Here is a 20,503-nt window from a genome sequence, read left to right as displayed (position 1 = left end):
CCGCCGCGCCCTTGGCGCGCATGACGTGACAGAGGAGGATGACGCGCAAACTGCGCTATGATGTCAGTGCGGCGACCGAATGATGACGCATAAGTGACGCTGTTGCCGGCCGGTTACAGCAGCGCGTTCACTTGTTCGACGAACCGCAGCACCGAGATCGGCTTGGACACATAGGCGTCGGCGCCGGCCGCGCGGATGCGGTCCTCATCGCCCTTCCCGGCATAGGCGGTGACCGCCATGATCGGCACCGCCGACAGGCTGTCATCGCCCTTGAGCGACACGATCAGGTCATAGCCGCTGACATGGGGCAGATGGATGTCGGTGATCACCAGGTCCGGCGCGAATTCGCGCGCCTGCGCCAGCACGTCGCGGCCGTCGCGCAGCGGCAGCACATCATGCCCGTGCGCGCGCAGCAGGTCGCAAAAAAGTTTCAGATTGAGTTCGTTGTCCTCGACAACGAGCACGCGCTTTGCCACGAGTCACCCGCGTTCCAGAGAAGCCCCTTGGTGCGCCCCTATAGCCGCCCATTCCGCGAGAGCCAATCATGCGACCCGAGACCCAGAATGGCAAGCCGGATAGCGCCGCCGATGCCGAAATTTTGGCATTGATGGCAATGGGATGGACGCTGAGCGATGGTCGCCGGGCCGATCGGCTGCTGGCGCTGACCGGACTGGATGCCGATGCGCTGCGCGCCGGGGTCGGCAATCGCGCGATCCTGAGCGCCGTGCTGGCCTTCCTGGCCGACCATGAACCCGATCTGGTTGCCTGTGCCGAGGCGATCGACAGCAGCCCGGCGGCCCTGATCGCCGCGAAGGAGAATCTGAGCCGATGAGCCGTCCGCTGATCATCACCGACTGCGACGAGGTATTGCTGCACATGGTCGTGCCGTTCCGCCACTGGCTGGACGAGACGCATGACGTGCATTTCGACATGCGCGAACAGGGTTTTGCCGAAGCGCTGCGCCACAAGGACAGCGGCATCCCGCTGGAACGCGAACTGGTGTGGGAGTTGCTGATCGCCTTTTTCGATACCGAAATGGCGCGCCAGACCCCGATCAGCGGCGCGGTCGAGGCGCTGCACCGGCTGGCACAGATTGCCGATATCGAGGTGCTGACCAATATCGGCGAGCGCCACCACCAGCTGCGCATCGAACAGCTGGCGAGCCATGGCCTGCACCTGCCGGTTCACTGGAACCATGGCGGCAAGGGGCGCAAGCTGGCCAATATCCTGGCCGAGCGCCAGCCGAGCTGCGCCCTGTTCATCGACGATTTGGGCGAGCATCATGCGTCGGTCGCGCGTCATGCGCCCGATGTGTGGCGGCTGCACATGGTCGGTGAGCCCGAAATCGCCGGCGACATCCCGGTCGCGGACAAGGCCCATGCCCGGATCGACGATTGGGCCAGCGCCGAAAAATGGATCATCGCTCGCCTGGCCGAAGGGCCGGCACCCGCACTTTCAACGCCCCTGAATGGAGCCATTGCATGAGCATCGACGCCCGCCTTGCCGAACTCGGCATCACCCTGCCCGCCGCCGCCGCGCCGGTCGCCGCCTATGTGCCGGCGGTCGAGGTCAACGGCCTGCTGCATATTTCCGGCCAGATCGCACTGAAGGACGGGCAGCTGATGACCGGCCGCCTGGGCGAGGACCGCGACCTCGATTATGGCGTCGAGGCGGCGCGTGCCTGTGGCCTGAACCTCATCGCCCAGATGAAGGCGGCGCTGGGCGGCGACCTCGACCGGGTCGAGCGGATCGTCAAGCTGGGCGCCTTCATCGCCAGCGCCCCCGGCTTCACCGACCAGCCCAAGGTCGCCAATGGCGCGTCGGAACTGATGGTCGCGGTGTTCGGCGAGGCCGGCAAGCATGCCCGCAGCGCCGTCGGCGTGCCGGTGCTGCCGCTGGGCGCGGCCGTCGAGATCGACGCGATCGTGCAGGTTCGCCCCGCTGCATAAGCGGCCCGACTGGCTGACCGCCCGCCCCTTCGCCCATCGCGGGCTGCATCGGGCGGGCATCAGCGAAAATGGCATGGCGGCGTTCGATGCCGCCATCGCCAAGGGGCTGGGCATCGAATGCGATGTCCAGCTGAGCCGCGACGGCCGGCCCATCGTCTTTCATGACGCCAGCCTGATGCGGATGACCGGGCAAGCGGGCGCCGTAGCGGATCGCGATGCGGCAGAACTGGACGCGCTACGCCTGCCCGATGGCGGCGCGATCCCGCGCCTCGCCGCACTGCTGGACGCCTGTATCACGACGCCGCTGCTGATCGAGATAAAGGTCGAAGGGCGCAATGTCGCGCCGACCTGCGCCGCGGTGGCAAGGGCGCTCGACGGCCGCGACCAGCCGGTGGCGGTGATGTCGTTCAACCCGCTGGCGATGCGCTGGTTTGCGCGGCACCGGCCGGACCTGGTGCGCGGGCTGGTGAGCAGCAGCCAGAACAAGGGGCGGCTGCGCGCGCTTTTCGACCGCACCCTTGCACTTTGGCTGGCCAATCCCGATTTTCTGGCCTGTGATATCCGTGACTTGCCCTTCCGCTTCGCCGATGCCGCCCGTCGCCGGGGGCTGCCGGTGTTGAGCTGGACGGTACGTAGCACGGCGCAGCGGGCGATCGCCGCCGCCCATGCCGACCAGATCATCTTCGAGGGACCAGCATGAGCGAATTTGTCGCGCGCATCGCCGGTGGCGTCGCCGACCTGCCCAGGGCGCAATGGGATGCCTGTGCCGGCAGTGCCAATCCGTTCGTCAGCTGGGATTTCCTGACCGCGCTGGAACGGTCCGGAAGCGTCGGGCCGGGCACAGGATGGCAACCCTTGCCGATCGTCATCGATGGACCCGACGGGACGATCGCGGCGGCCGCGCCGCTCTATGCCAAGACCCACAGCCAGGGCGAATATGTGTTCGACCATGGCTGGGCCGATGCCTGGGAACGGGCGGGCGGCCAATATTATCCGAAAATACAGATCGCCGCGCCCTTCTCCCCCGTGCCCGGCCCCCGATTGCTACTGCGCGATTCGACGCTGGGGCCGGCGCTGATCGCGGGAATCGAGACTTTGGTCGAGCGCAACGAGCTGTCATCGGCGCATGCGACCTTCGTCGATCCCGACCAGATCGCGCTGTTCGAGGCAGCCGGCTGGCTGATTCGCGAGGACAGCCAGTTCCATTGGCATAATAAGGGCTATGCCGGGTTCGAGGATTTCCTGGCCGAGCTGTCGAGCGAGAAGCGCAAGAATATCCGCAAGGAAAGGCGGCGTGCGGTCGAGGGGCTGGAGATCGTCCACCTTTCCGGACGCGATCTGACCGAAGCGCATTGGGACATATTCTGGGATTTCTATCAGGATACCGGCGCGCGCAAATGGGGCAGGCCCTATCTGACCCGATCCTTCTTCTCGATTCTGGGCGAGACGATGGCGGACAGCATATTGCTGATGCTGGCGCTGCGCGAGGGCCAGGCGATTGCAGGCGCACTGAACCTGATCGGCGAAGACACGCTCTATGGCCGCTATTGGGGATGCCGCGAGGACGTGCCCAACCTGCATTTCGAGCTATGCTATTATCAGGCGATCGATGCGGCGATCGCGCGCGGGCTGGACCGGGTCGAGGCGGGCGCGCAGGGCGGCCACAAGCTGGCGCGCGGCTATGCGCCGCAGCCCACCTATTCGGCGCATCATATTCCCAATGCGAGCTTTCGCCGGGCGGTGGCGGACTTCCTCGACGCCGAGCGGGAGGAAGTGCAGCGCGACCGTTTGTGGCTCAATGAAAGAACGCCCTTCCGCAAGGAAGGCTGATCAGGCGGCGCGGACTTCGGTCGCGACGATCCAGGCACGGGCCTGGCGCTGGGCCTCGGCAATCTCGCGCGCGGTCATTTCCTCGGCGATTTCGGCGCGCATGCTCTGGCCGGCTTCGCTGCCGCCACGGGCCGCAAGATTGAACCATTTATGCGCCTCGACCAGGTCGATCGGCATGCCCCCGGTGCCGCAGCTATAGGCGACGCCCAGTTCGAAACAGGCCTCTGCCGAGCCGTGGGCCGCACCGGCCATACGACTATCCATCAAAAACTGCGCACTTTTGAGACTATTTGCCATGATCTTCCCCTGTATCCCTAACCCAATGTTCCAACCTTTGGTTTGCGAGTGGGGGCAGAATGCCCGGCAGGCCGTAAAAAATGGTTAACGGCAAAATCGACATATTTGCGCAGTTTGCCCGAAGCTGCTGGATGCAGCAGGGTTAATGCCCGGCGGGCGATGACAGGTGGGCGATGAGGGGCGGAAATAAGCGCGTTGGGGCTGGCGCCGCCGGGCGATTGTCCGCATAGGCCAGTGATGGCCGAAAATTCCCCCATGGGCGCACAGCCTGCCGCAAAGGATATTCATTTCCGCGAGTTCGTGCTGCTGTGTGCGTGCCTGATGGCGATGAATGCGCTGTCGATCGACCCGATGCTGCCGGCCCTGCCCGACATTGGCCGCGACCTGCATATCGCAAATCCCAATGACCGGCAGCTGATCATCAGCTTCTATTTCATGGGGCTGGGCGTGGGATCGCTGCTGTTCGGCGTGCTGTCCGACCAGTTCGGGCGCAAGAAGGTGCTGGGCGGGGCGATGATATTGTTCATCCTGTCCTCGATCGCCTGTGCCGGGGCGCACAGCTTCACCATGTTGCTGATCGCGCGCACCAGCGCCGGCTTCTTTGCCGGGGCGAGCCGCGTCATCACCGTCGGCATCATCCGCGACCGGTTCAAGGGCGACGCGATGGCGCGGGTCATGTCGCTGATCTTCGCCGTGTTCATGCTGATCCCGGTGATGGCACCCAGTTTCGGCCAGGCGATCCTCTGGATCGCGCCGTGGCGCTGGATCTTCTGGGTGCTGGCGATCCTGGCGACCGCGATCCTGGGCTGGATGGCGATCCGCCTGCCCGAGACGCTGCATCCCGACAATCGCATCCGCATCAACCCGCGCACCATCCTCCAGACGGTCGGCACGATCTTTCGCACGCGCAGCTCGATCGGTTACATGCTGGCGAGCGGCGTGGTGATGAGCGGCCTGATCGGCTTCATCCTGTCGGTGCAGCAGATCTTCTTCGACGTTTTCCATGCGCAGAAGATCTTCCCCCTCGCCTTTGCAACGATCGCCGGCAGCATGGGCATCGGCAGCCTGGTCAACAGCCGGCTGGTCTCGCGCTTCGGCGCGCGGCGGCTGAGCCAGAGCGCGCTGATCGCCTTCATCCTGATTGCGGCGGTGCACCTGGCGGTGATCCTGGCCGGGCAGGAAACAATCGTCACCTTCATGGTGCTGCAGGCGATGACGATGATGACGGTGGCGTTCACCGCATCCAATTTCAGCGCGATCTCGATGGAGCCCTTCTCCAAGGGAGCGGGCGTCGCCTCCTCCTTCCAGGCCTTCCTGACGACCGCGGTGTCGAGCGCGCTGGGCAGCCTGGTCGGTCGCGCCTTCGACGGGACCACCCTGCCCTTCACGCTGGGGCTGCTGGTGTTCGGATCGGGATCGCTGCTGATCGTCTTCTGGGCGGAGCGCGGCAAGCTGTTCACCCGGCCGCACCTCAATGCCCTGCGCGAGGATTATGAGGCAATGCACTGACTTTCTGGTTGGAAAGTCCGCGCCGGCCCACGCCCCCACCCGACCGCCCACAGAGTATATCCTGATTGCGAGGTCGGGTGGGGGTGTGGGCCGGTTCGTCAGAAGCGCGTGCTGAGGCCCAGATTGATCGAGCGGCCCATGCCCGGCACCGGACGCAGCACGCCGATCGCGCCATAATCGCCCAGTGACATGCCGCCAAGCGGCAGGTCATAGCCGGCGTCGAAGAGATTCTTCGCCTCGACCGTCAGCTTCAGCCCCTTGGCCCAAAGCGGCAGCGTATAGCCGGCACGCAGGTCGACCAGCGCATAGCCGCGCGTGCGCGGTTCGTTGCGGGTGGCGTCGACGCGATTCTTGTCGGCGACAAATTCGACATCGGCGCCCAGTTCCAGCGCGTCGATGCGATGGGCGAGGCCCATCTTCAGGTCGAGCGGCATCTGGCGATAGAGCGGGCCGCCATCCGACAGATTCTGGCCATGGACATAGGAAGCGCTGGCAGTGAAGCTGGTTTCGACATGGGCGCTGCGCTGGAGCGGCACGCTAGCGCTGACATCGACGCCGTAAAATTGGGCATCCTGATTGGCGAATTGCAGCTGCACGAAGCCGCTGGGCATGCCCATCATGTCGGTCAGATCCTGAAGATGGACCGCGTCGATATAGTCGTTCACGCGGGTATAATAGGGCGAGATCTTCAGCGTCGCCCCGCCCTTCGCGGTCAGGCGCAGCGCCGCGCTGACCGTGTCGGCCTGTTCCGACTTGAGGTCGAGATTGCCGACATAGCCATTGCCGTCGCCATACCAGCCGATCATCTGGCTGGCCATCGCACCCCGGCCCCAGGCATAGCGTTCGTAGAGATTGGGGGCGCGGCTCTTGTGCGCATAGCCGAGTTCAAAGGCGAGCAGGTCGGACGCCTGCCAGCTGGCCAGCGCGGTCGCGCTCCAGTTGTTGTCGGTGCGGCGATGGCTGCGCGCATTGAAGGCTTCGGCCGCCATGGCGTCGGCCATGTTCATCATGCCGGTGCCATAGGGCTGGACGTCGCCGGTGTTCATCCGCACCCGATCGAAGCGCGCGCCGATCGAGGTGGAGAGCCGATCGGTCCAGTGCGATTCCCATTCGCCGAACAGGCCGAGCCGGTCGCGCCGGCCATTGTTGATGTTGATATAGGGATTGGGGCCCATCATCATCGATCCGGCGACCGGCGGCCACCAGTCGTCCATGCCCTGATGCTGATAATCGCCGCCCACACGCAGCGTATCGTGCGGACCCACCGGCAGGCTCAGCTTCACCGCCGAAGTGAAGCTGTGGATCTGCGTGTTCATCGGCATGGAGCCCGGCTGCTTGTCGGCGAGGAAGTCCATCCGATGGGCGGTGTCGCGATAGCCGATGCTGGCATCGACATCGCCCCAGGCGAAGGTGCCGCGATAGCGGCCGTTGAGGAACCAGGACTTGTTCGAGGTCATGTCCATATATTGGTTCGGGAAGCCCTCATAGGGCGAGAAATGATAGCCGCCCTTCAGCTCGAACAGGCCAAGGCGGGTCTGGGCGGCGAGCGCCAGCTGATGGTCGGTCTTGGCATATTCGGTCGAACGCACCACGCCCCGGTTGCCGCCGCCGTCATAGTTATCCGACTGGGTGTAGGAGCCGCTATAGGTGGCGCTGATCCGCTTGCCCGCGACCGTCAGCGTGACCCCGCCGCCAAAGGCGTCGCCATTGCTGCGATAGAAGCTGGAGGCCTCCCCCATGACCAGGGTGCCGCCATCGACGGCGAAGCGCGGCATCGCGCTTTCGACGGCGATGATGCCGGCGATATTGTCACCGCCCATGCTGACCGGCGAAACCCCCGGCACCACCGCGATGCTGCCGACCGTCTGCGGATCGGTATAGGAAAGCGGCGTATTCATGTCGTTGGGACAGGCGATGTCGACCGGGATACCGTCGAGCGTGATGCGGATCCGCTGTTCGGTGAGGCCACGCAGCGCCGGCATGGAGGAAAAGCCGCCTCCGCCATTGGCCGCGACGCCGGGCAGGCTGGCGAGGATGGCAGCGGTGTCGCTGCTCGATAGGGCGCGGCGACGCAATGTCCCGCTGCCGAGCCGGGCGCCGTTGAGCGGCGCGCTGCCGATGTCGAGCGCCGCCCCGTCGAAGCGGGTCTGTAGCGGCGGGGCCGCATCATCGGCGATGGGAGTATCGGCCGGCAGGCTGTCCTGCGCGGCGACATGGGTGGGGAGCAATGCCAGCGATGCGGCGATTGCGACGAGAGATGTCTTCATCGGAAACCCTGTTTGCGCGCGCCCGCCTTCCGGCAGGGGCGCTTGATCTAAGAAAAGGCCGCACGGCGGCACGGCCATGGTCAGATCAGGCAGGTGGTCCGCGCAAAGGGGGACGCAGATGGCCGATGCGCACGAGCGCAGGCGGCCGCACCGGCGCAAAGCCGAGCAGCAGCGCGAAGGCGATCGCCAGCGCTACTATTAGCGGATCGGCGCCGCCCGTCGAGGCCATGGAAAGCGCGCCATAGGGGCATGTGCGCTTGGCCGCGTCGGCCGGCTGATGATCGGGATCGGCCTGCAAGGGGACGATCAGCTGCGAGGCGGTGCTGCCGATCGCGGCGTCATGGCAGAATTGGATGACCAGGGTGCGCTGTTGCTGCGCCAGCATGAAGCCGCCGGGCAGAAAGGCCTTCATGCACAGCGCCAGCAGGACAAGCGCCAGCGCTTGCCCCCGATGCTGCTGAAGATAGGCGCGCAGGCTCCCCATGGGGACGGCCTAGCCCGGCCCCTGGCCCCTGTCACCAAGACAAAAGGTCGCAGGGGTCGCGCCGGCAACGGCACCCAAGAAAAAAGGGGCGGTCGCCCGCCCCTTCCTTCCATCGATCGTCAGGCCGATCAGGCGTCCTGACCGCCCGGCGTGTGCGCGCCCGGCAGCGGCGGCACCGGCTGGGGCGGGATGCCCGCGCCAGCCTCCGCCACATCGACCACGCCCCGGCCGACATGGCTGCGGCTGCGGCTATAGGCGAAGTAGACGATCAGGCCGAGCGTCGCCCAGCCGACGAACATCAGCTTGGTTTCGACGCCCAGGCTCCAGAAGAGATAGGCGCAGCCGGCAATCGCGATCGGCGCGGTGATATAGATGGCCGGGGTGCGGAACGGACGCTTGCGGTCCGCATCGGTCTTGCGCAGGCGCATCACCGCGATCGACACGGCAGCGAAGGCGAAGAGCGTGCCCGAGTTGGAGATGTCCGCCAGGATGCCGACCGGGAAGAAGGCGGCGAACAGCGCCACGAAGATGCCGGTCAGGATGGTGATGACGTGCGGCGTCTTGTAGGTCGGATGCACCTTCGAGAAGAGTTCCGGCAGCAGGCCGTCGCGGCTCATGACGAAGAAGATGCGGGTCTGGCCGAACATCATCATCAGGATGACCGAAGGCAAAGCCAGGCCGGCGGCGAGGCCGAGCAGGTTGCCGATCTGGGGCCAGCCGATTTCACGCAGCGTCCAGGCCAGCGCTTCCTTCGAGCAGGTGACGGCTTCGGTGCCGGCCGCGGCCAGCGCGGCGCACTGCTGCGACAAAGCGGTCGAACCGGGGGCGAGCACTTCGCCGGCCGGACCATAGACCGGCTGCGCACCGACGGTGCCGATGACGCCGGCGGCCACCAGCATGTAGAAGATGGTGCAGATGGCGAGCGAGCCGATCAGGCCGATCGGCATGTTGCGCTGCGGATTCTTGGTTTCCTCCGCTGCGGTCGAAACCGCGTCGAAGCCGACATAGGCGAAGAAGATCGAGGCGGCGGCGGCCGACACGCCCGAGAAGCCGAGCGGCATGAACGGGGTGAAGCCCTTCATGTTCATGACCGGCACCGACAGGACGATGAACAGGGTCAGCGCCGACACCTTGATCGCGACCAGCACCGCGTTGACGGTGGCGCTTTCCTTGGTGCCGATGACCAGCAGCCAGGTGACGAGCGACGCGATCAGCATCGCCGGCAGGTTGACCATGCCGCCATCGAACGGCCCGCGCGTCAGCAGATCGGGTATGTCGAGATGGAAGGTATGTTCGATCAGGCCGACCACATAGCCGGACCAGCCCACCGACACGGCACCGGCGGCGACCGCATATTCGAGGATCAGCGCCCAGCCGACCATCCAGGCGATCAGTTCGCCCATCACCGCATAGCTGTAGGTATAGGCCGAACCCGAGACCGGGACCATGGCCGCCATTTCGGCATAGCAGAGCGCGGCGACCGCGCAGACGAAGCCGGCAATGACGAAGGAGAGCATCATGCCCGGCCCCGCCTTTTGCGCGGCTTCGGCCGTCAGCACGAAAATGCCGGTGCCGATGACGGCGCCGATGCCCAGCATGGTGAGTTGGAATGCGCCCAGTGAGCGATGCAGTGATTTTTTCTCTGCCGTCGCCAATATGGCGTCGAGAGGCTTAACGCGCCCGAAAATCATCAATGAAACCCTTTATTGGAGTCTTCTGCCCGGGCGACGCGTTAGCCGCCCCCCCTTTTCTGTGGGACGGGAGACTATCGCCTAATCCGCCATGCGCAAGTATGTTGCGCTTCTGAGACATGCTTCTTCACTGAACGCACGAAGGAAATTTTATGATCGAGTTGCTGCGGGCGCCCGCGCTGGGCGATGTCCCGCATGGCTTTGCCGGACGACAGGGGGGCGTATCGACCGGGGTGTGCGCCGGTTTGAATGTCGGGCTGGGGTCGGAGGATGACCGGCTGGCGATCCTGCGCAACCGCGATCTGGCGCGTGACGCGCTGCTGCCCGGCGCGACGCTGGTGACGGTGCGGCAGGTCCATTCGCCCGATGTGGTGACCGTGACCGCGCCGATCGCCGAAGATGAACGGCCCGAGGCGGATGCGATGGTGACGCGCACGCCGGGGCTTATCCTGGGCATATTGACCGCCGACTGCGTGCCGGTGCTGTTCGCCGACAGGGAAGCCGGCGTGATCGGCGCGGCCCATGCCGGCTGGAAGGGCGCGATCAGCGGCGTCACCGACCGGACGATCGCGGCGATGGAGATGCTGGGCGCGACGCGCGCGGGCATTGCCTGCGCCATCGGCCCCTGCATCGGCCGTGCCTCCTATGAGGTGACTTTGGACTTTGCCGAGCGGTTCGAGCGGGACGACGCGGACAATGCGCGATTCTTCAGCGCCGGGCGGGCAGGCCACTGCCAGTTCGACATCGCCGCCTATGTCGCGTCGCGGCTGCAGGCGGCGGGGATCGGGCGGATCAGCCTGCTGGACGAGGACACCTATAGCCAGGCCGATCGCTTCTTCAGCTATCGCCGGTCCTGCCATGCGCAGGAAGGTGATTATGGCCGGCAGATATCGATGATCGCCCTGCCCGGCTGAGGGGCTTCAAAAGCCGGGCAGAGTAGCGCATGAGAGGGGCTGACATGACCAGTTCTTCCCAGACCCTGCCGGACGTCGGCGATGGCAGCCGCCTTTACCAGCAACTGGCCCGGCGGTTGCTCGCGGACCTGGCGGGTGGCCGCTATGCCGTGGGCGACCGGCTGCCGCCCGAGCGCGAACTGGCGATCGAGCATGATGTCAGCCGGCCGACCGTGCGCGAGGCGATCATCGCGCTGGAAGTGCAGGGACTGGTCGAGGTGCGGGTTGGATCGGGCGCCTATGTGGTGCGGATTCCCGGCGCCGATCGCCAGGCGGCCGAGGCGCCGCGATTCAGCATCACCGCCTTCGAACTGATGGAGGCGCGGCTGGCGATCGAGGGCGAGGCGGCGGCGCTGGCGGCGCTCCATGCCCGACCGGACGAACTGGACGAACTGGATCGGCTGGTCGAACAGATCGCCAGCGAGAATCTGCGCGATGGCGATGCCTATGCCGTCGACCAGCAATTTCACATGCTGATCGCGCAGGCGACGCGCAACGCGGCACTGGTCGACAGTGTCGCGCGGCTGTGGGAAATGCGGGCGAGCGCACCGGAATCCCGGCTGCTGCTCGCCAAGGCGCGGGCGGCCAAGGTGACGCCGGTGGTCGAGGAGCATCGCGTCATCGCCCAGGCGATCCGGGCGCGCGATCCGGCGGCGGCGCGCGCGGCGATGCGCGGCCATCTGGCGGCGGTGATCGACCATCTGCTGTTCGCGACCGAGGAGGCAGCCGTCGAGGAAGCGCGCAAGGCGGCGCAATCGACCCGCGCCCGCTTCGCCCCCGGCGCGGACTGATCCCGACAGGGCAATAGTGACAGCGATGATGACAGCACCGGGGCGATGCCCGCGAGCGATGGCCTGCGCCTGCTTGACCGGCTGAGCGACAAAAACTAAACACCTGTTCAGTCAAACGGGCTTCGCGGCAAGCGGGCAGGACGGGAGAGAGCGGATGCGGGGGACGCGCGGGCTGTTTCTGGTGCGGACGGTGGCGGGACTTGCGCTGGCGGCGTCGGCCGCCGGGCTGGTGGCGCAGCAGGCGGTGCAGACCGGCACGGGGGCCGACTGGCCGGGCGTCGGCGGCGGCGCCGACGAGAGCGGCTATAGCCAGCTGAGCGCGATCAACACCGCCAATATCCGCAAGCTGGGCCTGGCCTGGTCGCTCGACCTGGAGGGCGAGGTATCGCTGGAGGCGACCCCGCTGGCGGTGAACGGCATCCTTTATTTCAGCGGCAGCTATGGCGCGGTCTATGCCGTCGACGGGGCGAGCGGCAGGCTGATCTGGAAATATGATCCGGAAATCTGGAAGGTCAGTCCGACCCGGCAGGCGATGGGCATGGGGGTCAATCGCGGTGTCGCTTACGACAATGGCCGGATCTTCATCGGCGTGCTGGACGGCCGGCTGATCGCGCTGGATGCCAGGACCGGCGCGGTCGCCTGGAGCGTCAATACCCTGCCGCCCGGCACCATGCACAGCCTGACCGGCGCGCCACGCACCTTCAACGGAAAGGTCATCATCGGCAATGGCGGCGCGGACATCGGCCAGCGCGGCTTCGTCACCGCCTATGACCAGAAGACCGGGGCGCAGGTCTGGCGTTTCTGGACGGTGCCGGGCAGCCCCGAACAGAATGCCGGCGACCCGGTGATGGAAATGGCGGCCAAAAGCTGGAACGGTTCCTACTGGAAGACCGGCACCGGCGGCACGGTGTGGAACGGCATGACCTTCGACCCGGAGCTCAACCGCATCTATCTGGGCGTCGGCAATGCCGGCCCCTATGATCCGGAGAAGCGCAGTCCGGGCGGCGGCGACAATCTGTTCGTCGCCTCGATCGTCGCGCTGGACGCCGATAGCGGTAAATATCTCTGGCATTATCAGCAGAACCCCCGCGAAAGCTGGGATTACAAGGCGACGGCCAACATGATCGCCGCGACCGTCACGATCGACGGGAAGCCGCGACGGGTGCTGATGCAGCAGCCGACCAACGGCTTCTTCTATGTGCTGGACCGCGAGACCGGAAAGCTCATCTCCGCCGAGAAGGTCGGCAAGGTGAACTGGGCCAGCCATATCGACATGACCACGGGACGCCCGGTGGAAACCGCCAATGCCCATTATCAGGACGGGCCGGTCGACATCTATCCCAGCACATTGGGCAGCCATAACTGGCAGGCGATGAGCTACAGCCCGCAGACGGGGCTGGCCTATATCCCCTATATGCAGGCCGGCGCCCGCTACGCGAAGGCGGACAAGGGGTTCCTGGCGAGCATCACCGGGGCCAGCGCCAGCTTCATCACGCAAAAGCGCGACAAGGACGACCTGACCGGCGCGCTGCTGGCGTGGGATCCGGTGGCGCAGAAGGCGCGCTGGCGCATGACGCGGCCCCATCTGTGGAATGGCGGGACGCTGGCGACGGCGGGCGGGCTGGTGTTCCAGGGCACGGCCGATGGCTATGTCCGCGCCCATGACGCGGCGAGCGGCAAGGAAATGTGGCGCTTCAATGCGGGGCTGGGGATCATCGGCGCGCCGATGAGCTATGCCATCGGCGACACCCAATATGTGTCGCTGCTGGTCGGCTGGGGCGGCACCACGGCGGCGGCGAGCGAGATATTGAATGTCGGCTGGAAATATGGCGCCCAGCCCCGCCGGCTGCTGAGCTTCGCGATCGACGGCAAGGCGCGGCTGGCGCCATCACCCCCGCGCGACATGACGGTCCATGCGCTCGACGATCCCGACATCGTGCTGGACGAAAAGGCGGTGGCCGCGGGCAAGGAGATGGGTTTCATCTGCGGCGCCTGCCACGGCATGGCGTTCAAGGGCGCCGGCGCACCGGGACCGGACCTGCGCGAATCCGCCCTGTCGCTGTCGGAGGAGAATTTCTACGAGGTGGTGCAGGAAGGCGCGCTGGCCGAACGGGGCATGCCGCGCTTCCCGCTGGGCAAGGCGCAGATCCACAATATCTGGTCCTATCTGCGCGCCACCGCGCGCGAGGCGCTGGGCACGCGCAAGCCCGACACCGACATACCGACGGCGGCCCGCTTCTGATGCAGTTGACCGGCGAGGAGCGGATCGCCGCGCCGCGCGACGCGGTATGGCAGGCGCTCAATGATCCGGCGGTGCTGCGCCAGTGCATTCCCGGCTGCCAGTCGCTGGAACGCGACGGCGAAGACCGGCTGCGGGCCGAAATCGCGGTGAAGATCGGGCCGATCGGCGCGCGCTTTGCCGGCACCGTCACCCTGTCGGAGATCGACGCCCCCAATGGCTATCGCATCAGCGGCGAAGGCCAGGGCGGCACGGTGGGCCATGCCAGGGGTGGCGCGAAGGTGACGCTGGCCGACGATGGCCGGGCCACGCGCCTGTCCTATGCGGTCGAGGCCGAGGTTGGCGGCCGGCTGGCGCAACTGGGTGGACCGATCATCGACGCCACGGCGAAGCAGCTTGCGGGGCAATTTTTTCGCAACTTCAACGCGGTGGTCAGCGGCGCAGGCGCGCCGGCGGAGGATGGGCGGGTCGCGGCGGTGACGGCGCCGGTGCAAGCTCCGCCATCGGCGGGCGGCCATCCCTGGGGCTGGATCATCGCGCTATTGCTGGCGCTGGCGACCGGGGTGCTGCTGGAGCGCAGCGGCGTGGCGGGCACCGGCATGGTGGCGATCGGCCTGTTGCTGGCGGTGACGGCGCTGGCCGGGTTCGAGGCCGGGCGCAGGGGGCGGCGATGAAGCCCGCACCGTTCGACTATGTCCGCGCCACCAGCATCGACCATGGCTGCGCCCTGCTGGCCGAGGCCGGCGGCGGCGCACAATTGCTGGCGGGCGGCCAGACGCTGATGCCGTTGCTGGCGCTGCGCATGAGCCAGCCCTTCATCCTGATCGACATCGGCCATCTGCCCGAATTGCAGGGCATCGCCGCCCATGCCGGCGGCCTGCGGATCGGCGCGGCGACACGGCAGGCCGACGCGCTGGTCCATCCCCTGCTGGCACAGGCCTTGCCGGTCTTCGTCACGGCGCTGGCCCATGTCGGCCATCACCAGACCCGCAATCGCGGGACGATCGGCGGCTCGATCGCGCTGGGTGAACCGGCAGCGGAAATGCCGGCGACGGCGGTGGCGCTCGGTGCGTCCATGACCCTGCGGTCGGTGCGCGGCGCGCGGACCATGGCCGCCGACGACCTCTATCTTGGCCCCTATGCGACCGCGATCGCACCGGACGAGATGCTGGTGGCTATCGATTATCCCGCCTGGCCGGCGGATGCGGTGCCGCTGTTCCGCGAAGTGGCGCGGCGGCCCGGCGATTTTGCACTGGTCGGGCTGGTCGGCGCGCTGGCGATCGCGGAAGGCCGGATCGAGAGGGCGGGCATCGCCTGGTTCGGCATGGGGCCAACGCCGATGCGCGCGCGACAGGCGGAGCAGGCGCTGGTCGGCCAGGCGATCGATCGAGTTGATGTGCAGGCCATTGCCGATCTGGCGATCGCCGACAGCGCGCCGTTTGACGACGGCCATGCCAGCGCCGCCTATCGATGCAGCGTCGGCCGGCGCATCTTTGCCAGCAGCCTGACGCAAGCGCTCGACCGGAGGCTGGCCGCATGAGCGAGCATCGCATTTCGATGACGGTGAACGGCCAGCAGCATCGCGGGCTGGTGGACGGGCGGCTGATGCTGAGCGACTGGCTGCGCGAGGCGGCGGGCTATACCGGCGTGCATGTCGGCTGCGAGCAGGGGGGGTGCGGCGCCTGTACCGTGATTGTCGACGGGCGCGCGGTGCGGTCCTGCCTGATGCTGGCGGTGCAGGCCGATGGATGCAGCCTGACCACGGTCGAGGGTCTGGCCGCAACCGACGGCACACTCCACCCGGTGCAGCAGGCGCTCAAGGATAACCATGGCCTGCAATGCGGCTTCTGCACGCCGGGTATCGTCATGACCCTGGCGGCATTGCGGGCAGACGGCGCCCGGCCCGACGAAGCAGCGATGACCGAAGCGATGTCCGGTCATCTTTGCCGCTGCACCGGCTATCAGGGGATACGCCGCGCGATCCGGCAACTGGCGACGGAGGATGGCGCGTGAACGCGCCGCCGATTCCCGCCCAGCGCTTCATCGGCCGGCGCGTGCCGCGCAAGGAGGATGGCCGGCTGCTGACCGGGCGCGGCAGCTTCGTCGACGATATCATCCTGCCCGGCATGTTGCACGCCGCCTTCGTCCGCAGCCCGATCGCGCGCGGCACGATCCGGTCGATCGACACCGATGTCGCGCGCGCGCAACCCGGCGTCCATGCGGTGCTGACCCAGGCGGATCTGGCGCCGTTCGGCGTCACCATGCTGAGCTTCTTCCTTGGCCCGGTGGAGGTGGCGATGACGCCGCTGGCGGACGGGCGGGTCGCCTATGTCGGTCATCCGGTCGCGCTGGTGATCGCCGACGATCGCTATCTGGCCGAGGATGCCGCCAGCCTGGTGGTGGTCGATTATGCCGAGGAAGCCGCCGTCGTCACGCTGGACGATGCGCGCCTTGGCCCACGGGTGCATCCCGATACCGACGACAATGTCGCCGCGCTGATGGGCGAGGAGGACGCCGATGCCGCGCTGGAGGCGCTGCTGGCGCGCGCGCCGCATCTGGTCAGCCAGTCGATCCGCCATCAGCGCATCGCCCAGTCGCCGATGGAGACGCGCGGCGTGGTGGCGAGCCTGCAGGGCGAGAGCGAATTGCTGGTCCATATCACCTGCGCCGGGCCGCAGTTGGTGGCGCGCTGGCTGACGCTGGCGCTCGACCGGCCGGGGCTGAGCGTGCGGGTGATTGCCAAGGATGTCGGCGGCTCCTTCGGCCTCAAGAATCATCCCTGGATGGAGGAGGTGTCCGCCATCCTTGCCGCCATGCTGCTGCGCCGGCCGGTCAAGTGGATCGAGGACCGGATCGAGAATCTGACCGCCGCCAACCAGGCGCGCGAGCAGGAAATGACATTGCGCGCCGCCTTCGACGCGGACGGGCGGCTGATCGCCAGCCATGCCGATTATGCGCTTAACAACGGCGCCTATCCGATGGGGGCGGACGCCAATATCGCGGTCCATATGTTCCAGTGGTCGGCCTATAATATCCCCGCCTACAGCTTCGTGTCCCGCGGCTGGTACAGCAACACGCCGGGGCTGGCCGCCTATCGCGGGCCCTGGGCGATCGAGACGCTGGCGCGCGAGACGTTGCTCGACCGGGCAGCGCGGCAGATCGGCATCGATCCGGTGGAGCTACGCCGGCGCAATCTCTGCACCGCCGCCGACCAACCGTCGGTCACGCCGCTCGGCATCCCGCGCGAGGACATCACGCCGGCGCAATGTCTGGAAAAGCTGCTGGCGGTGGTGGACGTGCCCGCCTTCCGCGCGGAGCAGGCGGCGGCGCGGGCGCGGGGGCGCTATCTGGGTCTGGGCCTTGCCGCCTATATCGAGCCGACCGGCGCAGCCGGCAGCATCGCGGTGATGACCGGCGAACTGGCGCAACTGCGGATCGAGCCGACCGGACGGGTGGTCGCGGTGATGAGCGTCCATTCACAGGGCCATGGCACCCAGACGACGATGGCGCAGTGCATCGCCGAGCAGTTGGGCGTGCCAATCGAGGACGTCACCATCTTTGACGGCGACAGTTCGCGCGGCGGCTTCGGCCCCGGCGCGGGCGGCAGTCGTCAGGGGGTGATCGGCGGCGGCGCGGCGATCCGGGCCGGGCGGCTGCTCGCCGACAAGGTGAAGATGGTGGCCGCCCATCTGCTCAACGCCAGTCCGGAGGCGATCAGCCTGGCCGACGGTATGGTCCATGTTGCCGGCGCGCCGGAGATGCGGCGGACGCTGCGCGAGATTGCCGAGATCGCCTATGGCGAACCGGGACGGATGCCGCCGGGCATGGAGACGGGGCTGGAAGCGCAATATCGCTATGATCCGCCGCCCATGACCTTCACCAGCGCGGCCCATGCCTGCATCGTCGAGGTCGATGCCGACACCGGGTTCGTGACGATCCAGCGCTGGGTCAGCAGCGAGGATTGCGGGGTGATGATAAATCCCGCCGTGGTCGAGGGGCAGATTGCCGGCGGTTTGGCCCAGGCGATCGGCAGCGTGCTGCTGGAGGATGCCGCGCGCGATGCGCAGGGCAATCCGACGGCCGCGACCTTCAAGGATTATGCGCTGCCGACGATCTTCGACGTGCCCGATTTCGAATATGTCCATGCCGATACGCCGTCACAGGCCGAAGGCGGTTTTCGCGGCGTTGGCGAGGGCGGCTGCATCATCGGCCCGCCGACCCTGGTCAATGCAATCGCGGATGCGCTGGCGCCGTTCGGCGAGGTGCCGGTGGACCTGCCGCTGACGCCGGACAAGCTGATGACCGTGATCGAAGGGCAGCCCTGGCCCGAACGTCCGGTCAGCCGCTTCCATCCCGATCATCTGGCGCCGGAGGTCGATGTCCCTGCCCCGGCAGCCCCCTCTCCCCCGCCTGTCGTGCCGGCCGCCCCGGTGGGCATCGGCGGCGCATGGAAGCTGGTGCTGGCGACGCCGATGGGGCCGCAGCCGATGGTGGCGCATTTCGAGGTTACGGGCGACCGGGTGACGGGGCGGCTGGAGGCGGATCAGGGATCGCAGGAATTTGCCGGCACGATCGCCGGCAATCAGGTGGCATGGGAGATGAAGGTGACAAAGCCGATGGCGATCACCCTCAAATATGCCCTGATGTTCGATGGCGACAGCGTAACCGGCAAGTGCAAGATGGGGATATTCGGCACCGTCAAGGTGCGCGGCGAAAGGGCCTAGCCAAATTCGGCGCGTATCCGGGCGCCATGTTCGTCGACATGGGGCGCTGCCGAGGCACCGGCAGTGCGATAGACGCCATGGCGCGCGCCGAGATAGGCATGGGCATTGCGGACCCGCGCCCGCTGCGGCGGACGGCCGCCATCGTTGAGATGGGTAGTCAGCACCTCGAACTGGAAATCGACCATCGCCTCCAGCAGGCTTGTTTCGACATGGCCGCCCACGCCCTTGATACTGCGCCGGACGAGCGCGGCCATTGAGCCACATCGCCCCGGACAATGCCTGGGCCAGCAGATCAGCCTGCGCTTTGCCGAATTGCTGAACCCCGATGGCACCGCCGACCAGTCCAATCTGCGCCGCACCGCATGCACCGACCATGTGATCCTGCGCGGCGATCCCGCCGGCGAGCATTTCGAACCCAGCTTCACCTATCATGGCTTCCGCTATGTCGAGGTGGAGGGCTATCCCGGCAGGCCGACGCTCGACGATATCGCGGCCGTCGTCGTCCCTAGCAATTGCCGTGAAACCGGCGAGATACAGCTGGCCTCCCCCCGCTCTAGCAGATCTCGGACAATGCCCTGCGGAGCCAGCGCTCCAATTTCTTCGCCGTGCCGACCGACTGTCCGCAGCGCGACGAGCGCATGGGATGGATGAGCGACATCCAGGTTTTCTGGATACCGCCGCCTTCAACATGGAGGTCGATCCCTTCATCCGCCGCTTCCTGCTGGAGGCACGCGCTGCGCAGCACCCCGATGACGCCTATCCGATCGTCGTGCCGCAGCCCCTCTCCTTCCCCGATGTCGTGACCGCCGGCTGGAGCGAGGCCGGCATCATCCTGCCCCATGGGCTGTGGCGCCATTATGGCGGTACCGCCGTGATCGACGAGAATTGGGCCGCGATGGAGCAATGGATGGCCGAGATGGCCCAGGCGTCTGGCCGCGCCGCCGACGCCGCCCACTATAAAGCGCTGCGCGCGGCGAGCGGCACGGCCCTTGCGGCAGAATTGCTGGACGGTGCGGGCAAGGCCGGCAATGACAGCTAGGGGCTGGTGCCGGCGGACCAGCAGGCGCAGGCGGCACAAATTCTGGCACAGGATATTCGCGCGCGCGGCATGGCGCTGTCCACCGGCTTCCTCGCCACGCCTCTCTGCTCGACGTGCTCGCCGATGCGGGCACACGCGACGAGGTGATCGGCCTGCTGCTGCAGACCCGCTATCCCTCCTGGGGCTATATGCCCAGTGTCGGCGCCACCACCGTCTGGGAAAGATGGAATGGCGATGTCGGCGACCTGTCGCACCTGACGCTGAGCGTGCCTGCCAATTGCACGGCGCGGATCAGCCTTCCGGCCAGAGTCTGGCGCGAAGGCAGCCGGGCAGTCGAGGAGCATCCCGATATCCCCGTCCATGCCACGACACCCGAAGGCGTGACGATCGAGGTGGGTTCAGGCCGATATCATTTCATCAGGGACAGGCCCATGACCTGAACAAGACTGTGGCAGTGCGCGCAAACGATGGATCGGAAGACGTGGGGGCACCGGTCATAGCGGGTGGGGACGCGCCGCCAGTCTTTGGGGCAACCGAACATGATTTCGAGGCGGTTAGGATTCCTCTTATACCGACGGGTGCCGTATTTGACGGCCTTATTGCGGGATTTCCGAGCCGGACAGGGAGCAATCCCTTTTTCCTGCACCGCATTGCGGAACTGTCGGTGTCATAGCCCCGATCGCCCAGCAGCGATTGGGCTTTGTCGCTGGTCTGGTAGGGCGCGGGCATA

The 20,503-nt window shown here is 66.7% G+C and carries 21 protein-coding genes and 2 pseudogenes; 16 read left to right on the top strand and 7 right to left on the bottom strand.

Going from position 1 to position 20,503, the window contains the following annotated elements; genetic code table 11:
- Positions 1 to 113 precede the first annotated feature (113 nt).
- Positions 114 to 476: a response regulator gene (locus tag ACUCV3_RS16915; protein ID WP_004208955.1), complete on the bottom strand. Its 363-nt coding sequence runs from the start codon at positions 474 to 476 to the stop codon at positions 114 to 116.
- Positions 477 to 544: 68 nt separating this feature from the next.
- Between ACUCV3_RS16915 and ACUCV3_RS16910 the strand changes: the two genes are divergently transcribed.
- From ACUCV3_RS16910 to ACUCV3_RS16890, 5 genes are read left to right on the top strand one after another with little or no spacing between them, the layout of a single operon-like run.
- On the top strand, positions 545 to 832 hold the full coding sequence (locus ACUCV3_RS16910; protein ID WP_125989179.1) for a DUF3572 domain-containing protein: 288 nt from the start codon (positions 545 to 547) through the stop codon (positions 830 to 832).
- Positions 829 to 1,485, top strand: a complete 657-nt coding sequence (locus ACUCV3_RS16905; protein WP_125989181.1) for an HAD family hydrolase — start codon at positions 829 to 831, stop codon at positions 1,483 to 1,485. The genes ACUCV3_RS16910 and ACUCV3_RS16905 overlap by 4 nt, the downstream gene beginning before the upstream one ends.
- Entirely contained in the window at positions 1,482 to 1,949 is a 468-nt protein-coding gene (locus tag ACUCV3_RS16900) for a RidA family protein (RefSeq protein WP_007715324.1), read from the top strand. The genes ACUCV3_RS16905 and ACUCV3_RS16900 overlap by 4 nt, the downstream gene beginning before the upstream one ends.
- A 43-nt stretch (positions 1,950 to 1,992) precedes the next feature.
- Positions 1,993 to 2,649: a glycerophosphodiester phosphodiesterase family protein gene (locus tag ACUCV3_RS16895; RefSeq protein WP_279728087.1), complete on the top strand. Its 657-nt coding sequence runs from the start codon at positions 1,993 to 1,995 to the stop codon at positions 2,647 to 2,649.
- Entirely contained in the window at positions 2,646 to 3,779 is a 1,134-nt protein-coding gene (locus tag ACUCV3_RS16890) for a GNAT family N-acetyltransferase (RefSeq protein ID WP_313737498.1), read from the top strand. The genes ACUCV3_RS16895 and ACUCV3_RS16890 overlap by 4 nt, the downstream gene beginning before the upstream one ends.
- Here ACUCV3_RS16890 and ACUCV3_RS16885 read toward each other — a convergent pair whose 3' ends face one another.
- The gene (locus ACUCV3_RS16885) at positions 3,780 to 4,076 is read right to left on the bottom strand and encodes an SEL1-like repeat protein (RefSeq protein WP_029547874.1); all 297 of its coding nucleotides are present in this window, start codon (positions 4,074 to 4,076) and stop codon (positions 3,780 to 3,782) included.
- A gap of 237 nt (positions 4,077 to 4,313) precedes the next feature.
- On the opposite strand from ACUCV3_RS16885, the gene ACUCV3_RS16880 reads away from it, so the two are divergent.
- Positions 4,314 to 5,585, top strand: a complete 1,272-nt coding sequence (locus tag ACUCV3_RS16880) for a multidrug effflux MFS transporter (RefSeq protein WP_029547873.1) — start codon at positions 4,314 to 4,316, stop codon at positions 5,583 to 5,585.
- 98 nt (positions 5,586 to 5,683) lie between these two features.
- Here the strand turns inward: ACUCV3_RS16880 and ACUCV3_RS16875 are convergent, their stop codons facing one another.
- From ACUCV3_RS16875 to ACUCV3_RS16865, 3 genes are all read right to left on the bottom strand, one after another.
- Positions 5,684 to 7,852, bottom strand: coding sequence for a TonB-dependent receptor (locus tag ACUCV3_RS16875; RefSeq protein WP_482240918.1), 2,169 nt, complete (start codon positions 7,850 to 7,852; stop codon positions 5,684 to 5,686).
- An 85-nt stretch (positions 7,853 to 7,937) separates the two neighbouring features.
- Positions 7,938 to 8,336: a DUF2946 family protein gene (locus ACUCV3_RS16870; protein ID WP_159367336.1), complete on the bottom strand. Its 399-nt coding sequence runs from the start codon at positions 8,334 to 8,336 to the stop codon at positions 7,938 to 7,940.
- Between the two features lie 128 nt (positions 8,337 to 8,464).
- Positions 8,465 to 10,027 carry an amino acid permease gene (locus tag ACUCV3_RS16865; RefSeq protein ID WP_010338621.1) on the bottom strand — a complete coding sequence of 521 codons (1,563 nt, stop codon included), beginning with the start codon at positions 10,025 to 10,027 and terminating at the stop codon, positions 8,465 to 8,467.
- A gap of 152 nt (positions 10,028 to 10,179) precedes the next feature.
- Here ACUCV3_RS16865 and pgeF point away from each other — a divergent pair, with 152 nt between their 5' ends.
- The 7 genes from pgeF to ACUCV3_RS16830 all read left to right on the top strand — a co-directional run bounded on the left by pgeF (position 10,180) and on the right by ACUCV3_RS16830 (position 18,734).
- Positions 10,180 to 10,941 carry a peptidoglycan editing factor PgeF gene (gene pgeF, locus ACUCV3_RS16860; protein WP_279728066.1) on the top strand — a complete coding sequence of 254 codons (762 nt, stop codon included), beginning with the start codon at positions 10,180 to 10,182 and terminating at the stop codon, positions 10,939 to 10,941.
- A gap of 44 nt (positions 10,942 to 10,985) precedes the next feature.
- Positions 10,986 to 11,771, top strand: coding sequence for a FadR/GntR family transcriptional regulator (locus ACUCV3_RS16855; protein ID WP_048938538.1), 786 nt, complete (start codon positions 10,986 to 10,988; stop codon positions 11,769 to 11,771).
- Between the two features lie 154 nt (positions 11,772 to 11,925).
- Entirely contained in the window at positions 11,926 to 14,013 is a 2,088-nt protein-coding gene (locus ACUCV3_RS16850; protein WP_279728067.1) for a PQQ-dependent dehydrogenase, methanol/ethanol family, read from the top strand.
- Positions 14,013 to 14,684 carry an SRPBCC family protein gene (locus ACUCV3_RS16845; RefSeq protein ID WP_279728068.1) on the top strand — a complete coding sequence of 224 codons (672 nt, stop codon included), beginning with the start codon at positions 14,013 to 14,015 and terminating at the stop codon, positions 14,682 to 14,684. Before ACUCV3_RS16850 ends, ACUCV3_RS16845 begins: the two co-directional genes overlap by 1 nt.
- A complete protein-coding gene (locus ACUCV3_RS16840; protein ID WP_482240917.1) occupies positions 14,681 to 15,550 on the top strand; it encodes an FAD binding domain-containing protein in 870 nt (289 codons plus the stop codon). Before ACUCV3_RS16845 ends, ACUCV3_RS16840 begins: the two co-directional genes overlap by 4 nt.
- A complete protein-coding gene (locus ACUCV3_RS16835; protein ID WP_279728070.1) occupies positions 15,547 to 16,023 on the top strand; it encodes a (2Fe-2S)-binding protein in 477 nt (158 codons plus the stop codon). Before ACUCV3_RS16840 ends, ACUCV3_RS16835 begins: the two co-directional genes overlap by 4 nt.
- Complete coding sequence (locus tag ACUCV3_RS16830) at positions 16,020 to 18,734, top strand: xanthine dehydrogenase family protein molybdopterin-binding subunit (RefSeq protein WP_482240916.1); 2,715 nt, start codon at positions 16,020 to 16,022, stop codon at positions 18,732 to 18,734. The genes ACUCV3_RS16835 and ACUCV3_RS16830 overlap by 4 nt, the downstream gene beginning before the upstream one ends.
- On the opposite strand, the gene ACUCV3_RS16825 is transcribed toward ACUCV3_RS16830, so the two are convergent.
- Positions 18,731 to 18,988 (bottom strand): CoA transferase, encoded by a 258-nt coding sequence (locus ACUCV3_RS16825; protein WP_122928403.1) that lies wholly within the window; start codon positions 18,986 to 18,988, stop codon positions 18,731 to 18,733. The two genes, ACUCV3_RS16830 and ACUCV3_RS16825, sit on opposite strands and share 4 nt — an antisense overlap.
- Between ACUCV3_RS16825 and ACUCV3_RS16820 the strand changes: the two genes are divergently transcribed.
- From ACUCV3_RS16820 to ACUCV3_RS16810, 3 genes and pseudogenes are all read left to right on the top strand, one after another.
- Entirely contained in the window at positions 18,960 to 19,385 is a 426-nt protein-coding gene (locus tag ACUCV3_RS16820) for a family 78 glycoside hydrolase catalytic domain (RefSeq protein WP_279728072.1), read from the top strand. The two genes, ACUCV3_RS16825 and ACUCV3_RS16820, sit on opposite strands and share 29 nt — an antisense overlap.
- Positions 19,340 to 19,773 (top strand): annotated as a pseudogene (locus tag ACUCV3_RS16815) (alpha-L-rhamnosidase-related protein). The gene ACUCV3_RS16820 and the pseudogene ACUCV3_RS16815 overlap by 46 nt, the downstream one beginning before the upstream one ends.
- A 113-nt stretch (positions 19,774 to 19,886) precedes the next feature.
- The gene (locus ACUCV3_RS16810) at positions 19,887 to 20,213 is read left to right on the top strand and encodes an alpha-L-rhamnosidase-related protein (protein WP_482240915.1); all 327 of its coding nucleotides are present in this window, start codon (positions 19,887 to 19,889) and stop codon (positions 20,211 to 20,213) included.
- On the opposite strand, the pseudogene ACUCV3_RS16805 reads toward ACUCV3_RS16810, so the two are convergent.
- Positions 20,183 to 20,503, bottom strand: a pseudogene (locus ACUCV3_RS16805) (transposase); the annotation flags it as partial. The gene ACUCV3_RS16810 and the pseudogene ACUCV3_RS16805 overlap by 31 nt on opposite strands.

Source organism: Sphingobium sp. VMM, assembly GCF_056790315.1.
Note: the sequence above shows the minus strand (reverse complement) of the source record. Positions and strands in the feature narration are given on the sequence as shown.

Bases quoted from the DNA above. Each gene is read 5' to 3' on its own strand.
- ACUCV3_RS16910 (WP_125989179.1), top strand. From the start codon at position 545: ATGCGACCCGAGACCCAGAATGGCAAGCCGGATAGCGCCGCCGATGCC.
- ACUCV3_RS16865 (WP_010338621.1), bottom strand. From the start codon at position 10,027: ATGATTTTCGGGCGCGTTAAGCCTCTCGACGCCATATTGGCGACGGCA.
- ACUCV3_RS16885 (WP_029547874.1), bottom strand. From the start codon at position 4,076: ATGGCAAATAGTCTCAAAAGTGCGCAGTTTTTGATGGATAGTCGTATG.
- ACUCV3_RS16875 (WP_482240918.1), bottom strand. From the start codon at position 7,852: ATGAAGACATCTCTCGTCGCAATCGCCGCATCGCTGGCATTGCTCCCC.
- ACUCV3_RS16855 (WP_048938538.1), top strand. From the start codon at position 10,986: ATGACCAGTTCTTCCCAGACCCTGCCGGACGTCGGCGATGGCAGCCGC.
- ACUCV3_RS16880 (WP_029547873.1), top strand. From the start codon at position 4,314: ATGGCCGAAAATTCCCCCATGGGCGCACAGCCTGCCGCAAAGGATATT.
- ACUCV3_RS16870 (WP_159367336.1), bottom strand. From the start codon at position 8,336: ATGGGGAGCCTGCGCGCCTATCTTCAGCAGCATCGGGGGCAAGCGCTG.
- ACUCV3_RS16825 (WP_122928403.1), bottom strand. From the start codon at position 18,988: ATGGCCGCGCTCGTCCGGCGCAGTATCAAGGGCGTGGGCGGCCATGTC.
- ACUCV3_RS16835 (WP_279728070.1), top strand. From the start codon at position 15,547: ATGAGCGAGCATCGCATTTCGATGACGGTGAACGGCCAGCAGCATCGC.
- ACUCV3_RS16900 (WP_007715324.1), top strand. From the start codon at position 1,482: ATGAGCATCGACGCCCGCCTTGCCGAACTCGGCATCACCCTGCCCGCC.
- ACUCV3_RS16850 (WP_279728067.1), top strand. From the start codon at position 11,926: ATGCGGGGGACGCGCGGGCTGTTTCTGGTGCGGACGGTGGCGGGACTT.
- ACUCV3_RS16845 (WP_279728068.1), top strand. From the start codon at position 14,013: ATGCAGTTGACCGGCGAGGAGCGGATCGCCGCGCCGCGCGACGCGGTA.
- pgeF (WP_279728066.1), top strand. From the start codon at position 10,180: ATGATCGAGTTGCTGCGGGCGCCCGCGCTGGGCGATGTCCCGCATGGC.
- ACUCV3_RS16905 (WP_125989181.1), top strand. From the start codon at position 829: ATGAGCCGTCCGCTGATCATCACCGACTGCGACGAGGTATTGCTGCAC.
- ACUCV3_RS16890 (WP_313737498.1), top strand. From the start codon at position 2,646: ATGAGCGAATTTGTCGCGCGCATCGCCGGTGGCGTCGCCGACCTGCCC.
- ACUCV3_RS16840 (WP_482240917.1), top strand. From the start codon at position 14,681: ATGAAGCCCGCACCGTTCGACTATGTCCGCGCCACCAGCATCGACCAT.